A 14,696-nucleotide genomic window follows, 5' to 3' on the forward strand; every position below is an offset into this window, starting at 1 on the left:
AAAGGCGATCCATCCGGATCGCCTTTTTTATTACTTCACCACTTTCAAGCTTGGCCGGCCGCTTGGTCGCGGCGGCTCGCTGCCCGGTGGCGGCAAGTCGTCATCCGGCTCGATATCGTCTTCGTCATCCATCGGCGACTCGAGATCGAACACCATGCCCTGCCCGTTCTCCCGGGCGTAGATGCCCAGAATCGCGCTGATTGGCACATACAGACTGTGCGGAACGCCACCGAAGCGACCCTCGAAGGTCACCACGTCGTTGTCCATGTGCAAGTGCCGCACGGCGCTGGGCGAAATGTTCAGGACAATTTGCCCGTCACTGGCGAAGCCCTGCGGCACCTGCACTGCCGGGTATTCGGAATTGACCAGCATGTGCGGGGTGCAATCGTTATCCACAATCCACTCGTAGAGCGCGCGGACCAGATAAGGTCGACTGGAGTTCATAGCGGCTCCTTAAGCCTTAGCGCATATCGCGTTCGACGCCAGACAGACTCGCCTGGAAAGCCTCACGCGCAAACTGGCGCTCCATATAATCAAGCAGCGGCTTGGCCGGCCGCGGCAGTTCAATACCCAGAATCGGCAAACGCCAGAGTATTGGCAATAGGCAGCAATCCACCAGACTTTGTTCCTCACTGAGGAAAAACGGCTTGTCGGCAAACAGCGGCGACACGCCCGTCAGGCTTTCACGCAATTCCTTACGCGCCACGACACGCGCGGCCTCCTTGGACTTGGGATCAAGAATCAGATCCACCAGACCACACCAGTCGCGCTGAATACGGTGAATCAGCAGACGACTGTTGGCACGCGCCACCGGATAAACCGGCATCAGTGGCGGATGCGGGTAACGCTCATCCAGATATTCCATCACCACGGTCGACTCCCACAACGCCAGGTCGCGATCGACCAGCGTCGGGAGACTGCCGTAAGGGTTCACCTCAATCAGTTTAGGCGGCTGGCGACCAGCTTCCACGTAAATGATTTCGGCGCTGACACCCTTCTCTGCAAGCACGATGCGCACTCGGTGGGAATAGTGGTCGGCGGGGTCGGAGTAACAGGCCAACCGATTGGTCACGCCCATGGCGATCCTCCTCGCTTGTTGAAATTATCGGAACCGGAAAAACGCGCGCGCCCAGAGGGCGCCTCCCGCAATGTCTGGCGAACCAGACCTTGCGTTATCGGAGGAACCCTTGGGCGCGCGCGATTAACAGCAATGCTTGAAGCGTATCAGTGCACGTCTTTCCAGTATTCACGCTTGAGCAGGTAGGCGAACACAAAGAAGAACGCCAGGTACAGCAAGACGTAAGTACCGATGCGCTGATGTTGCAGCTTAACCGGGTTAGCCGAGTAAGCCAGGAAGGTTACCAGATTCTTGACCTTCTCATCGAACTGCTCTTCGTTCAGAGCACCGGATTTCGGCACGATGGTCAACTGATCGCACGCTTCATGGGTCAGCGGCGTACCGGTCAGCGGATCGTATTGCTTCTTGCCGTCCTCGACGATCTGCACTTGCTTGCAGCCAACCACCTGGCGACCTTGCAGGCCGACCAGCACGTTAGGCATGCCGACGTTCGGGAAGACCTTGTTGTTCACGCCCCAAGGACGTGCCGGATCTTCGTAGAACGAGCGCAGGTAACCGTAGAGCCAGTCAGTGCCACGCACGCGAGCCACCAAAGTCAGGTCCGGCGGCGCAGCACCGAACCAGGTCTTGGCGTCCGCCGGCTGCATGCCGATGTTCATGTGGTCGCCGATCTTGGCGCCAGTGAACACCAGCTTCTCGAGCATCATTTCGTGGGGAATGCCGAGGTCATCGGCCACCCGCTCGTAACGCTGGAACTTGGCACTGTGGCAACCCATGCAATAGTTGGCGAAGGTTCGCGCGCCATCTTGCAGGGCAGCCTTGTCGGATACATCGATGTCGACTTTTTCCAGCTCCGGACCACCGTGTTCGGCGGCGAAAGACAGCACGGGCAGAGCAGCAAAAATCAGAGCAAAAAATAACTTTTTCATCAGCCAGTCACCCTTTCCGGAACCGGTTTGGTCTTCTCGAGCCTGGTGTAGAACGGCATCAGAATGAAGTAGGCGAAGTACAGGAAGGTGCAGATCTGCGACACCAGCGTGCGCTCCGGCGTCGGGGCCAGTACGCCCAGAATGCCGAGGATCACGAAGGAAATGCAGAACACCACCAGCCAGATCTTGCTCATCCAGCCCTTGTAACGCATCGATTTGACCGGGCTGCGATCCAGCCACGGCAGCACGAACAGCATGGCAATCGAGGCGCCCATGGCGATCACGCCCATGAGTTTGTCCGGGATCGCACGCAAGATCGCGTAGAACGGTGTGAAGTACCAGACCGGTGCAATGTGCTCAGGCGTCTTGAACGGGTTGGCTTGCTCGAAGTTTGGTTTTTCGAGGAAGTAGCCGCCCATTTCCGGGAAGAAGAACACGATAAAGCAGAAGATGAACAGGAACACCACTACGCCGACGATGTCTTTCACGGTGTAGTACGGATGGAAGGCAATGCCATCCAGCGGGACACCGTTTTCGTCTTTGTGCTTCTTGATGTCGACGCCATCAGGGTTGTTCGAGCCGACTTCGTGCAGCGCCAGAATGTGCAGGACCACCAGACCAAGAATCACGATCGGCAGCGCCACGACGTGCAGGGCGAAGAAGCGGTTCAGGGTAATCCCGGAGATCAGGTAGTCACCCCGAATCCACTGGGTCAGGTCGTTACCGATCACCGGAATCGCACCGAACAGCGAGATGATCACCTGGGCACCCCAGTAGGACATCTGACCCCAAGGCAGCAGATAACCCATGAAGGCCTCGGCCATAAGCGCCAGGTAGATCAGCATGCCGAATACCCAGACCAGTTCACGTGGTTTCTGGTACGAACCGTAGAGCAGACCACGGAACATGTGCAGATAGACCACGATGAAGAACGCCGAGGCGCCGGTGGAGTGCAGCAGACGCAGGATCGAGCCGTACTCGACATCGCGCATGATGTATTCGACGGAAGCGAACGCCTCTTCTGCCGACGGCGTGTAGCTCATCGTCAGCCAGACACCGGTGACGATCTGATTGACCAGCACCAGCAGCGCCAGCGAGCCGAAGAAATAGAAGAAGTTGAAGTTTTTTGGCGCGTAATACTTGCTGAGATGGTCTTCCCACATTTTGGTCGCTGGGAAGCGCGCATCAACCCAATCCATGAACTTGCTCATCACGCTTTCTCCGTATCGACGCCAATGACAATCAGGTCATCGGTCTCATAGGAATGCGGGGGAACTGGCAGGTTCAAAGGCGCGGGTTGCGACTTGTAGACGCGGCCAGCCAGATCGTAGTGGGAGCCGTGGCAAGGGCAGAAATAGCCACCGACCCAGTCTTTACCCAGATCTGCAGGCGCCACTTCGGGACGGAAGGTTGGTGAGCAACCCAAGTGAGTGCAGATCCCGATCAGCAGGAGAATTTCCGGCTTGATCGAACGCACTTCAGGGTCGACATAGGTGGGTTGCGTGGAGTTTTTGGAAGTCGGATCGGAGAGCTGGCCCTCGATCTTCTTGAGATTCCCCAGGATTTCCGCAGTACGGCGGACAATGAACACCGGCTGGCCGCGCCACTCGGCAATCATCTGCTGTCCTGGCTCGATCTTGCTGACATTCACTTTCACCGGTGCACCGGCGGCTTTCGCCTTGGCACTGGGAAACCATGACCCCACGAACGGGACCGCAGCCCCCACCGCTCCTGCAGCACCCACCACGGATGTGGCTGCTACCAAGAAGCGACGCCGGCCTGCATTCACGCCGTCATTGCTCATTCAGTCCTCTCCCATCAGCTTTGTGGCCTGTTAAATCAGGCATCTACTAAATAAATCAATGTTACTTATAAAAATTTTGCCGAGATGGTAATGAAAAGCCCCAATTCTGACAAGGGAATTACCCGGAGCTCATACCCTCAAGCCTTGCAGTATAGGGGGTCTACGAATGTGGCAAGTTGTCACAGCGCAATTCTTTTGATAAATCGCAGGCATAAAAAAACGCCCGGTTCCGTGAGGAATCGGGCGTTCTTTTTTGAACGTGGAAACGAATTAACGCTTCGAGTACTGCGGACGCTTACGCGCTTTACGCAGACCAACTTTCTTACGTTCAACTTCACGGGCGTCGCGAGTAACGAAGCCAGCTTTGCGCAGAGCGCTACGCAGGGTTTCGTCGTAGTCCATCAGAGCGCGAGTGATGCCGTGGCGGATTGCGCCAGCCTGACCACTTACACCACCACCGATGACAGTGACGTAGATGTCGAACTTCTCGACAGTCTCGGTCAGTTCCAGCGGCTGACGAACTACCATGCGGGCAGTTTCGCGGCCGAAGAACGAGTCCAGGGAGCGGTTGTTGATGGAGATGTTACCAGTACCCGGACGCAGGAAAACGCGTGCGGTTGCGGTCTTGCGACGGCCAGTGCCGTAATTTTGAGTCGCCGACATAATGAACTATTCCGTTAAATCTTCAGTTCTTGGGGCTGCTGAGCAGTATGAGGGTGTGCAGCGCCCGCATAGACTTTCAGCTTACGGTACATGTCACGACCCAGCGGGTTCTTAGGCAGCATGCCTTTAACCGCGGTCTCGATCACGCGCTCAGGGGCTTTGGCGATCAGCTTTTCAAAGTTGATCGACTTGATGCCGCCCGGGAAACCGGAGTGGGAGTAGTACATTTTGTCAGTGGTTTTAGCGCCGGTTACACGGATCTGCTCGGCGTTGATTACGACGATGTAGTCGCCGGTGTCAACGTGAGGAGTGTACTCAGGCTTGTGCTTGCCACGCAGACGGCTCGCGATTTCGGTGGCCAGACGACCCAGGGTCTGACCAGCAGCGTCGACGACAAACCAGTCGCGCTTTACTGTTTCCGGTTTAGCAGTAAAAGTTTTCATTCTTTATAGCCTCAGGGGCCGCCTGTAAATAAGACGGCGGATCTTACTGAATAGTGCGTACTTTGACAAGTCAAAGGCAGCCGGATACAGACGCTTTCGGGGGCTCGGGTCGGCGCGTCCGTTCAACGGCAAGATTCTTCGGCGGCGGCGCATCACTTCCACTGCAGAAAGAGGTCGGCAATTATGCAGATTGCGAAAAAATTTTCAACCTGCTTTTATGATTGTTTTGCCCAAGGAGCACCCGATGGACTATCGCCAGCTAGGCCGTACCGACCTGAACGTGAGTGCAATCTGCCTCGGCACCATGACCTGGGGCGAGCAAAACACTGAAGCTGAAGCCTTCGCCCAGATTGAACGGGCCAAGGAAGCCGGGATCAATTTCATCGACACCGCCGAGATGTACCCGGTGCCGCCGAAAGCCGACACCTACGCCACCACCGAGCGCTACATCGGCAATTACTTCAAGCGTCGCGGCGACCGCGCCGACTGGATCCTAGCCAGCAAGATCGCCGGCCCCGGCAACACCATCGACTACATCCGCGACAAGAACCTGCGCCACAATCGCCAGCACATCACCGCCGCGGTGGATGCCAGCCTCGAGCGCCTGCAGACCGATTACATCGACCTTTATCAATTGCACTGGCCAGAGCGCAGCACCAACTTTTTCGGACAGCTGGGCTACAAGCACAAGATCGAGGCCAACCTGACGCCGCTCGAAGACACGCTCGAAGCGCTCGACGAACAGGTCAAGGCCGGCAAGATCCGCCATATCGGCCTGTCCAACGAAACCCCGTGGGGCACCATGCGTTTCCTTGCCCTGGCCGAAGCCCGTGGCTGGCCGCGCGCGGTGTCGATCCAGAACCCGTACAACCTGCTCAACCGCAGCTTCGAAATCGGCCTGGCGGAAATCGCCATCCGCGAACAATGCGGCCTGCTCGCCTACTCGCCGCTGGCGTTCGGCTTCCTGTCAGGCAAGTACGAAGGTGGCGCGCGCCCACCGAAAGGCCGCCTGAGCCTCTACAGCCGCTTCAGCCGCTATTTCAACGCGCAATCAGAAGCAGCCTGCAGCCGTTATGTGGCCCTGGCCCGTGAACACGGCCTGGATCCGGCGCAAATGGCGCTGGCGTTCGTCACCCAGCAACCGTTCGTCACCAGCAACATCATTGGTGCGACGACGCTTGCGCAACTGGACAGCAACATTGCCAGTTTTGATCTGAAACTTTCCGATGAAGTGCTGGCAGGGATCGAGGCGATTCACAAGGATCATCCGAATCCGGCACCTTGATCGACCGCTAAAAGCTTCGCGAGCAAGCCCGCTCCCACAGAGGCTCACCGCACCTATGGGAGCGAGCCTGCTCGCGAAGAGGCCCGTCAATGCAGCGAAGATCAAAGCGACCGCGCAATGATCTCCTTCATGATTTCATTGGTGCCGGCATAGATGCGCTGCACGCGCGCATCCGCCCACGCCCGGGCCACCGGGTATTCCCACATGAAGCCGTAGCCGCCATGCAACTGCACGCACTCGTCGAGCACCTTGCATTGCAGGTCGGTGCCCCAGTATTTGGCCATCGCCGCTGTCGGAACGTCGAGCTTGCCCTGCAGATGCAGCTCCAGGCACTTGTCGACAAATACTCGGCCGATCTGAATCTCGGTAGCCATTTCCGCCAGTTTGAAGCGGGTGTTCTGGAAGTCGGCAATCGCCTTGCCGAACGCTTTGCGATCACGGGTGTAATCCAGCGTCCACTTCAGCGCAGCTTCGGCTGAGGCCAAACCACCGATCGCCACCGTGAGACGTTCCTGCGGCAATTCCTGCATCAGGTAGGCAAACCCTGCCCCGGCCTGACCCAACAGGTTTTCCTTGGGAACACGCACGTCCTGGAAGAACAATTCCGACGTGTCCTGAGCCTTCATTCCGACCTTCTCCAGGCGTTTGCCCTTCTCGAAGCCCGGCGTATTCGCTTCTACCACAAACAGGCTGGTGCCCTTGGCGCCGGCCTTCGGATCAGTCTTGGCGACCACGATCACCAAATCAGCGAGGAAGCCGTTGGTGATGAAGGTCTTCGAGCCGTTGATCACGTACTCGTCGCCATCCAGCACCGCCGTGGTCTTGACCCCTTGCAGGTCGGAACCGGCACCCGGTTCGGTCATGGCAATCGCACTGACCATCTCGCCAGAGACCAGTTTCGGCAGGTATTTGTGCTTAAGCGCTTCGCTGCCGTAATGCAGGATGTACGGTGCGACGATGTCCGAATGCAGCGAAAAGCCGATACCGGTCAGACCCAAGCGACCGACCTCTTCGATCACCACCGCGCTGTACAGAAAGTCCGCGCCCAGGCCGCCGTATTCTTCCGGCAGGTGTGAGCAGAGCATCCCCGCCTCCCCGGCCTTGTTCCACAGCTTGCGGTCGATGTGGCCTTGTTTCTCCCATTGCGCATGGAACGGCACAGCCTCTTTTTCGAGGAAGGTTCGTACGCTGTCGCGGAACAATTCGTGCTCGGAGCTGAACAAGGTTCTGGGGATCATGCGGCACCTTTCATTCTTGTTGGAGGAATATGACCTTCAGAGACTAAGCCTCACCTCCGACACAGGACACTGGACACATCCGACAAAAAATAAGACGATCCAGCCGTCTGGTGACCACTTTCCCTTATAAAAACAAAACAAAAGTTGAATTATGTCCAAGCAAGTCTCCACGCCCTTGCGGCGCGTCAGCATCCTGGCAATCGACCGGGTTTTCGCATCCACTCTCATGCAGGCCAAGGATTTCTTCCATCTGGCCAGCCTGCGTTACGGCAAACAACTGGGCCACGGCCTGACACCGGCGTTTGAAACCCGCCTGGTCAGCCCCGACGGCAAACCGGTGAACAGCTTCAGTGACGTGATGATGCCGGTGGACGGCGGCCTGGAAAACGCCGACGTCATCATCCTCCCGGCGTTCTGGGACGACTTTGAAACCCTGTGCGGCCGTTATCCACAAATCCTGCCGTGGCTGCGCGAGCAGCATGCCCGCGGCGCCGTGCTCTGCGGCGAAGCCACCGGGGTATTCTGGCTGGCCGAGGCCGGACTGCTCAATGGCAAGGAAGCGACCACCTACTGGCGTTTCTTCAATGCCTTCGCCGAGCGCTTCCCCAAGGTGTACCTCAATCAGGACAAGCACCTGACCGACGCTGACAACCTGTATTGCGCCGGCGGCACCACTTCGGCCTGCGATCTCTATATCTACCTGATCGAACGCTTCTGCGGCGCCAACGTGGCGCAAGCCGTGGCCCGCGACATTCTGTATGAAGTGCAGCGCAGCTATTCGCCGGGACGTATAGGGTTCGGTGGGCAGAAGTTGCACCAGGACGTGATCATCCTGCAGATCCAGCACTGGCTCGAAGAGCATTTCGCCGACAAGTTCCGCTTCGAAGACGTGGCCCGCGAGCACGGCATGAGCATCCGTAATTTCATGCGCCGCTTTCAGACTGCGACTGGCGACAAGCCGCTGCACTACCTGCAACGGTTGCGTATAGAGACCGCCAAGGGCTTGCTGTCCGGCAGCCGCAAGAGCATCAAGACCATCAGTTATGAGGTCGGCTACGACGATGCGAGCTTCTTTGCGCGGCTGTTCCGCCAGCACACCGAGCTGTCGCCGAACCAGTATCGGCAGCAGTTTCAGCAGGCTGCGTAGCCCTCCCAGAACAGCGCAGTACCCCTGTGGGAGCGAGCCTGCTCGCGAATTCGGTTTCACATTCAACAAAACTGTTGGCTGACACACCGCCTTCGCGAGCAGGCTCGCTCCCACAGGGGAAATCAGTGCCAATAAAAAGGGCCTGCAATTGCAGGCCCTTTTTTTGTATGCCGAAACTGTTTAAGGCTTGTGCGCCCGGGACAGGAATTCGTGCGATTGCATCTCCAGCAGACGGCTGAGCGTACGCTGGAATTCGAACGTCAGGCGTCCGCCGGTGTACAGGTCTTTCAACTCGACTTCGGCAGAAATGATCAGCTTGACGTTACGGTCGTAGAACTCGTCGACCATGTTGATGAAACGCCGGGCGATGTCGTCGGTGGTGACGCTCATCTGCTCGACGCCGCTGAGCAGCACCGCGTGGAAGATCTTGCCCAGCTCGATGTAGTCGTTCTGGCTGCGCGGACCGTCGCACAGTTCGCGGAAGTCGAACCAGGCCACGTCGTCGCAGGTGCGCAGGGCGCGGATTTCGCGGTTCTCGATGATCAGCACATCGTTTTCCACCGCTGCCGTGCATTCCGGCGTCAGGGCCTTGAAGCTCTTGCGCAGGCTTTCATGGGCGGCTTCGTCCAGCGGATAGTGGAACAGCTCCGCTTGTTCGAGGTGGCGCAGACGGTAGTCGACACCGCTGTCGACGTTGACGATTTCGGTGTTCTGCTTGATCAGCGCGATGGCCGGCAGGAAGCGCGCGCGCTGCAGACCGTCCTTGTACAGGCCGTCCGGAACGATGTTCGAGGTCGCGACCAGGGTCACGCCGTTCTTGAACAGCTCTTCCATCAGCGTGCCGAGGATCATCGCGTCGGTGATGTCCGAAACGAAGAATTCATCGAAGCAGATCACTCGCGACTCGGCCGCAAAGCGCTTGGCGATGATGGTCAGCGGGTTTTTCTCGCCGCCGAGGGTTTTCATCTCTTCGTGCACACGCTTCATGAAGCGGTGGAAGTGAGTGCGGGTCTTTTCCTTGAACGGCAGCGCTTCGAAGAAGGTGTCGACCAGGTAAGTCTTGCCGCGACCCACGCCGCCCCAGAAGTACAGGCCCTTGACCGGCGTCTGATCCTTCTTGCCAAACAGCTTGCCCAGCAAACCCGGCTTGTTCTGCTCGGCCGCGATCAGATCGTCGTACAGGCGCTGCAGATGACGCACAGCAGTTTCCTGCGCGGCGTCATGGAAGAAGTCCGGGCGTTTCAGATCAGCTTGGTATCGTTCTAGGGGCGTCATAATTCGTTAGCAAGGCAACAAAAACGGGCCGTCACTGTAGCGACGGCCCGTAGGAATGGCAATCAGCCCTTGGTCGGGCCGCGCCGCGGATTAGTCCTGAACCGGGGTCAGTGCAACGCGCAGAGCTTCGACAGCCGCGTCCCGCGCAGCAGTATCGGCGAACGCCGGGCTGTCGCCAACGCACTCGCCTTCCAGCCACACGCTGAAGCTCAGGTCTTGATTGCGGATGTCCAGCGCCTGACCGGATTGCAGTTGCTTGGTCACTTGGCCGGCGGTTTTGCCGTCGGCAAAGTTGCGTGACAGCAATAGTTGCTCGCCATCAGCCGCCAGCAGACGGAAGCGGAAACTGCCGTCGTCTTCACGGAAGCTCACGAAACGTGCAGCTTTCACGGCTTTCTTTTTGGTGGTCGCCGCGACTTGCACCTGATTGACGAACGAACGCAGGCCGACCGCTTCACGCAGTTCGTTGAGGAACGGCGTCGCCACCGCACGAGCCTTTTTCGCGCCGTGTTGCAGGATGTCTTCCAGATCCGCCGGGCGCTCGATCAACTGGTGATAGCGCTCGCGGGACTCGCCCAGTTCATTGTCGAGCAACTGGAACAGACGATTCTTCGCCTCGCCCCAACCCAGACCGCCGAGCAGTTCGCTGCGGAATTCGTCCGCCTGCGCCGGTGTGGCGAACGCCTGAAACAGAGTGAACAGGTGCGAGTTGTCCGGATCTTTGGCTTCGCCCGGCGCTTTGGAGTCGGTGACGATCCGCGAGATCGCGTCCTTCATCTCTTTGGCGCTGGAGAACAGCGGGATGGTGTTGTCGTAACTCTTCGACATCTTGCGCCCGTCGAGGCCGGGCAAGGTCGCCACGCTTTCCTCGATCAGCGCTTCGGGCATGGTGAAGAACTCCTTGCCCTGGCCGAACAGGTGGTTGAAGCGCTGGCCGATGTCGCGGGCCATTTCCACGTGCTGGATCTGGTCACGACCGACCGGCACCTTGTGCGCGTTGAACATCAGGATGTCCGCCGCCATCAGCACCGGGTAGCTGTAGAGACCCATGGTGATCCCGGCATCCGGGTCTTCACCGCTCTCGACGTTCTTGTCCACCGAGGCCTTGTAGGCATGCGCACGGTTGAGCAGGCCCTTGGCGGCGACGCAGGTCAGCAGCCAGGTCAGCTCGGGAATTTCCGGGATGTCGGACTGGCGATAGAAGGTCACACGGTCAACATCGAGGCCACCGGCCAGCCAGGTCGCGGCGATTTCCAGACGCGAGCGCTGGATGCGCAGCGGGTCATCGCATTTGATCAGGGCGTGGTAGTCGGCCAGGAAGTAGAACGAATCGGCATTGCTGTCGCGGCTGGCGAGGATCGCCGGGCGGATGGCGCCGGCGTAGTTGCCCAGGTGCGGCGTGCCGGTGGTGGTGATGCCGGTGAGGATACGGGTACGGTTCGTCATGGGTAATCGCTTGTCAGACTGCAATCAATTCGAGAGACGCGGCAGGATCAGATCCTTGAGATCGGTCAGCTTGCCATGAAAAAAGTGTCCGCATTCTGCCACTTTCAGCAGCTCATGGGGGCGCTGGAGTTTTTCCGACCAGTCGTAGACCAACTGCGGATCGATCACTTCGTCGGTTTCCGGCTGGATCACGGTCAGCTCGCCGTGCTGTGGCAGTTGATCCTGATCGCCCAGACGCATCACTGCCGGCGCGACCATGAACAGCTGCTTTGACTGCACGCCTTGGGCTTCGAGACGCCCGCCGAGACTTGCTGCAACAAATCCACCGAAGGAGAAACCGAACAGGGTCAGCGGCAGCTCCGGATGCTTTTCCAGTAGCCATGCTGCGGCAGCCTGAGCGTCGTCGACTTCACCGCTGCCCATGTCGTGGGAGCCTTCGCTGGCACCGACGCCGCGATAGTTGAAGCGCAAGGTGATCAAACCTGCGTCGCGCGCAGTGCGCTGCAAGGTCGAGACGACCTTGTTGAGCATGGTGCCGCCCTGCACCGGGTTTGGATGGCAGATCAGCGCGATGCCGACTGGCTGCTCGTTATCAAGGTACAGCGCTTCGATTTGGCCGACTGGGCCGGCAATCACTACAGGGGTTTCACGCATCAGCAAGGAAGGAACTCCGTGACCTCGAATCGGGTCGACTCGTCTAGCAAATTGTCTGTGCCAATCTATTGCGAGTGAATCGCGGTATACAGCGCAGGTTCGAGCCGTTAACGTAAAGCAAAGCCGTTTATAGAGGAAGGACTCGTGGAACACTCGCTCTTAGTTTGGTTGTTACCGACTCTTGCCCTGGTTGTGGGTGTCGCCATTGGATTCCTGATCGCTCGCGTCGCACCGAATGCCGCGCCGAGCCGCACGCAGCGTCAACTGGATGATATCCAGGAGCGTTTCGACAGCTATCAAAACGAGGTGGTCACTCACTTCAACAGCACCGCGACGCTGGTCAAGAAGCTGACCCAGAGCTATCAGGAAGTGCAGGATCATCTCGCCGAGGGTGCCAACCGCCTGGCCCTGGACGAGCAGACCCGTCAACGCCTGATCGCCGCTTTGCACGCCGATGCCGCGCAGGCACCGCGCGAACGCCTGACGCCGCCGCGCGATCAGGAGCCGCCACGCGACTACGCACCGAAAGCCCCGAACTCGCCGGGCATGCTCGATGAGCATTATGGCCTGAAGAAGTAATCAGTCTTCGCTGCAAGCAAATAGCCCCCGGACAATTCGGTTGTCCGGGGGCTTTTTTTGTATCTGATGATTTGAGGGTGTTGGTCCGGCCCCTTCGCGAGCAAGCCCGCTCCCACAGGGTCATGTGGTGAACGCAGATTCTGTGAACAACACCCATCCCTGTGGGAGCGGGCTTGCTCGCGAAAGGGCCAGCACGGGCAAGCCAAAAAAATGCCCGGTCACAAGACCGGGCATTTCTTCACTCAAGCATTCACTTACGGATACTGCTGAACCGTCCCCGGCTGTTGCTGCTGACCACCATACTGCTGACCTGGAATCGCTTTCAGGTTGACCTCGACGCGGCGGTTCTGCGCGCGGCCATTGACGTCACCGTTGCTGGCAATCGGGTTATCCGGGCCGGCGCCACGGGCCGAGAGGTTGGCACCGCTGACACCTTGCGAGGTCAGGTAGGTGGCCACGCTCTGCGCACGACGCTGAGACAGGTCCATGTTGTGCTGGCGGCTGCCGGTGCTGTCGGTGTAGCCGACGATTTCGATCTGGTTCTGGTTGAACTCTTTCAGCGAGTTCGCCAGATTGTTCAGCGGCTGATAGAAGCTTGGCGCGATGTTCGCCGAGTCGGTGGCGAAGGTAATGTTGCCTGGCATGATCAGTTTGATCTGGTCGCCCTGGCGCTGCACTTCAACCCCGGTGTTGGCCATGCTGGCGCGCAGCTTTTTCTCTTGCTGGTCGGCGTAGTAACCGTAACCGGCCGCCGAAGCACCTACCACCGCCGCGCCGATCAAGGCGCCCTTGCCACGGTTGTTGTGGTCGATGGCGGCACCCGCCAGGGCGCCGGCCAGCGCACCGAGACCGCCGTACTTGGCGGTTTTGCTCATGCCTTGCGAGCCACCGTCGGCCTGCCCCTGATTGTCATACGGGTTGGGCGAGGCGCAGCCGGCCAACATGGCCACAGCGGTAGCAACAATAATCAAACGAGGCGTGGTGAACATGAAGAGCTCCTGGTTTTTTCGCATTCTGTGTGGCAGCGGCCCTAGGCAATAGACCTGTGCGGGCGTTGGATCATGACAATGCCAAAAAATTCCGCCGCACACTCATGACAAAATGTTTAGGCGCGCACGAACGGGTTTTCCCGCATTTCATCCCCGAGACGCGTGTCCGGACCATGCCCGGCAACCACGATTGCGTCTTCGTCGAGGGTGTACAGCCGCTGCTTGATCGATCGCACGATGGTCGCCTGATCGCCGCCCCACAAATCCGTGCGCCCTACCCCGCGACGAAACAGCGTGTCGCCGGCAATCAACAGCTTAGCCTCGGAAAACCAAAAGCTCATGGAACCGGGCGTATGTCCCGGCGTATGCAGCGCCACGCCGCAGCCGCAGGCCAGTTCTTCATCGTCGCTCAACCAGCGATCCGGCGACGGCACCGGCGTGTAGGGCACACCGAACATCTGGCATTGCATTTCAAGGTTGTCCCACAGGAACTGGTCTTCCTTGTGCAGATGCAGGGTTGCGCCAGTCTTTTCCTTCATCTGCCCGGAGGCGAGGAAATGATCGAGATGCGCGTGGGTGTGGATGATGCTGACCACTTTCAGACCGTGGGCATCGAGGCGCGCCATGATCAGATCGGGGTTGCCGCCCGGATCGACGACGATGGCTTTTTTAGTGATCGGGTCGCCGATGATCGTGCAGTTGCACTGCAGCGGGCCGACGGGGAAGGTTTCGCGGATGAGCGTGTCTTTTGTAAACAAAATCGGAGATATCATTTATGCGAACCGTAGGTCTACCGCGAACGTGATAACGCGGAGCGATAGGGTTAATTAAAATTAACAAATAAGACACATCGAAGACCAAAAATATCCTGGACTTTGTACAACAAAGCTGCGCAATGCAACGGCCTTCGTTCCCACAAAATAAAAGCAAAAAAGCAAGGTCAAGGGGTTTCAAAAATAATGCGTTCGCAGTAAAAGTAGAGCTTTATCGTTGCGGCTGCACCACGCAAGACCACGGAGATACACCATTGCTTTACGAAAGCATAAGCCTAGGAAGGAAGGCAACACCAAAAAAATCATTAGAATCTTCTTTCGTCAATAACGGGCCTACGCCCGACTACAGCACGCAGTCAGGTTATAAAGTCACGGAACCTTATTCTAGCGCTA

16 protein-coding genes are annotated in these 14,696 nt (G+C 58.3%); 3 read left to right on the plus strand and 13 right to left on the minus strand.

Annotated features, from left to right (window positions below; translation table 11 throughout):
- Positions 1–30: 30 nt before the first annotated feature.
- The 7 genes from QRN61_RS14850 to rplM all read right to left on the minus strand — a co-directional run bounded on the left by QRN61_RS14850 (position 31) and on the right by rplM (position 4,917).
- Positions 31–444, minus strand: a complete 414-nt coding sequence (locus QRN61_RS14850; protein WP_027612189.1) for a ClpXP protease specificity-enhancing factor — start codon at positions 442–444, stop codon at positions 31–33.
- A 16-nt stretch (positions 445–460) separates the two neighbouring features.
- Positions 461–1,078 (minus strand): glutathione S-transferase N-terminal domain-containing protein, encoded by a 618-nt coding sequence (locus QRN61_RS14855; protein WP_007961620.1) that lies wholly within the window; start codon positions 1,076–1,078, stop codon positions 461–463.
- Between the two features lie 146 nt (positions 1,079–1,224).
- The gene (locus tag QRN61_RS14860; protein ID WP_007917027.1) at positions 1,225–2,007 is read right to left on the minus strand and encodes a cytochrome c1; all 783 of its coding nucleotides are present in this window, start codon (positions 2,005–2,007) and stop codon (positions 1,225–1,227) included.
- The gene (locus QRN61_RS14865) at positions 2,007–3,218 is read right to left on the minus strand and encodes a cytochrome b (protein WP_096797145.1); all 1,212 of its coding nucleotides are present in this window, start codon (positions 3,216–3,218) and stop codon (positions 2,007–2,009) included. Before QRN61_RS14865 ends, QRN61_RS14860 begins: the two co-directional genes overlap by 1 nt.
- Positions 3,218–3,811 carry a ubiquinol-cytochrome c reductase iron-sulfur subunit gene (petA, locus tag QRN61_RS14870; RefSeq protein WP_003228055.1) on the minus strand — a complete coding sequence of 198 codons (594 nt, stop codon included), beginning with the start codon at positions 3,809–3,811 and terminating at the stop codon, positions 3,218–3,220. Before petA ends, QRN61_RS14865 begins: the two co-directional genes overlap by 1 nt.
- A gap of 270 nt (positions 3,812–4,081) precedes the next feature.
- Positions 4,082–4,474 carry a 30S ribosomal protein S9 gene (rpsI, locus tag QRN61_RS14875; RefSeq protein ID WP_007961615.1) on the minus strand — a complete coding sequence of 131 codons (393 nt, stop codon included), beginning with the start codon at positions 4,472–4,474 and terminating at the stop codon, positions 4,082–4,084.
- Between the two features lie 14 nt (positions 4,475–4,488).
- A complete protein-coding gene (gene rplM / locus QRN61_RS14880; protein WP_003228062.1) occupies positions 4,489–4,917 on the minus strand; it encodes a 50S ribosomal protein L13 in 429 nt (142 codons plus the stop codon).
- Between the two features lie 244 nt (positions 4,918–5,161).
- Between rplM and QRN61_RS14885 the strand changes: the two genes are divergently transcribed.
- Positions 5,162–6,202 (plus strand): NADP(H)-dependent aldo-keto reductase, encoded by a 1,041-nt coding sequence (locus tag QRN61_RS14885; protein WP_247268089.1) that lies wholly within the window; start codon positions 5,162–5,164, stop codon positions 6,200–6,202.
- Positions 6,203–6,303: 101 nt separating this feature from the next.
- On the opposite strand, the gene QRN61_RS14890 is transcribed toward QRN61_RS14885, so the two are convergent.
- The gene (locus tag QRN61_RS14890) at positions 6,304–7,440 is read right to left on the minus strand and encodes an acyl-CoA dehydrogenase family protein (protein WP_003228064.1); all 1,137 of its coding nucleotides are present in this window, start codon (positions 7,438–7,440) and stop codon (positions 6,304–6,306) included.
- Positions 7,441–7,690: 250 nt separating this feature from the next.
- Here QRN61_RS14890 and QRN61_RS14895 point away from each other — a divergent pair, with 250 nt between their 5' ends.
- The gene (locus tag QRN61_RS14895; protein ID WP_171061848.1) at positions 7,691–8,587 is read left to right on the plus strand and encodes a GlxA family transcriptional regulator; all 897 of its coding nucleotides are present in this window, start codon (positions 7,691–7,693) and stop codon (positions 8,585–8,587) included.
- Between the two features lie 180 nt (positions 8,588–8,767).
- Here QRN61_RS14895 and zapE read toward each other — a convergent pair whose 3' ends face one another.
- The 3 genes from zapE to QRN61_RS14910 all read right to left on the minus strand — a co-directional run bounded on the left by zapE (position 8,768) and on the right by QRN61_RS14910 (position 11,962).
- On the minus strand, positions 8,768–9,862 hold the full coding sequence (gene zapE / locus QRN61_RS14900; RefSeq protein WP_007961607.1) for a cell division protein ZapE: 1,095 nt from the start codon (positions 9,860–9,862) through the stop codon (positions 8,768–8,770).
- A 90-nt stretch (positions 9,863–9,952) separates the two neighbouring features.
- Complete coding sequence (locus tag QRN61_RS14905; RefSeq protein WP_285374090.1) at positions 9,953–11,308, minus strand: tryptophan--tRNA ligase; 1,356 nt, start codon at positions 11,306–11,308, stop codon at positions 9,953–9,955.
- A gap of 24 nt (positions 11,309–11,332) precedes the next feature.
- Complete coding sequence (locus QRN61_RS14910) at positions 11,333–11,962, minus strand: alpha/beta hydrolase (protein WP_247268091.1); 630 nt, start codon at positions 11,960–11,962, stop codon at positions 11,333–11,335.
- A gap of 144 nt (positions 11,963–12,106) precedes the next feature.
- Here QRN61_RS14910 and QRN61_RS14915 point away from each other — a divergent pair, with 144 nt between their 5' ends.
- Positions 12,107–12,541 carry a Z-ring associated ZapG family protein gene (locus QRN61_RS14915; RefSeq protein ID WP_027612195.1) on the plus strand — a complete coding sequence of 145 codons (435 nt, stop codon included), beginning with the start codon at positions 12,107–12,109 and terminating at the stop codon, positions 12,539–12,541.
- Positions 12,542–12,795: 254 nt separating this feature from the next.
- On the opposite strand, the gene QRN61_RS14920 is transcribed toward QRN61_RS14915, so the two are convergent.
- Complete coding sequence (locus QRN61_RS14920) at positions 12,796–13,530, minus strand: YiaD family glycine zipper/OmpA-like lipoprotein (protein ID WP_007961595.1); 735 nt, start codon at positions 13,528–13,530, stop codon at positions 12,796–12,798.
- 116 nt (positions 13,531–13,646) lie between these two features.
- Positions 13,647–14,303 (minus strand): MBL fold metallo-hydrolase, encoded by a 657-nt coding sequence (locus QRN61_RS14925; RefSeq protein WP_285374091.1) that lies wholly within the window; start codon positions 14,301–14,303, stop codon positions 13,647–13,649.
- Positions 14,304–14,696: the final 393 nt, after the last annotated feature.

The sequence above is a fragment of the Pseudomonas sp. lyk4-TYG-107 genome, from assembly GCF_030209055.1.
In the GTDB taxonomy this organism is placed as follows: domain Bacteria; phylum Pseudomonadota; class Gammaproteobacteria; order Pseudomonadales; family Pseudomonadaceae; genus Aquipseudomonas; species Aquipseudomonas putida_A.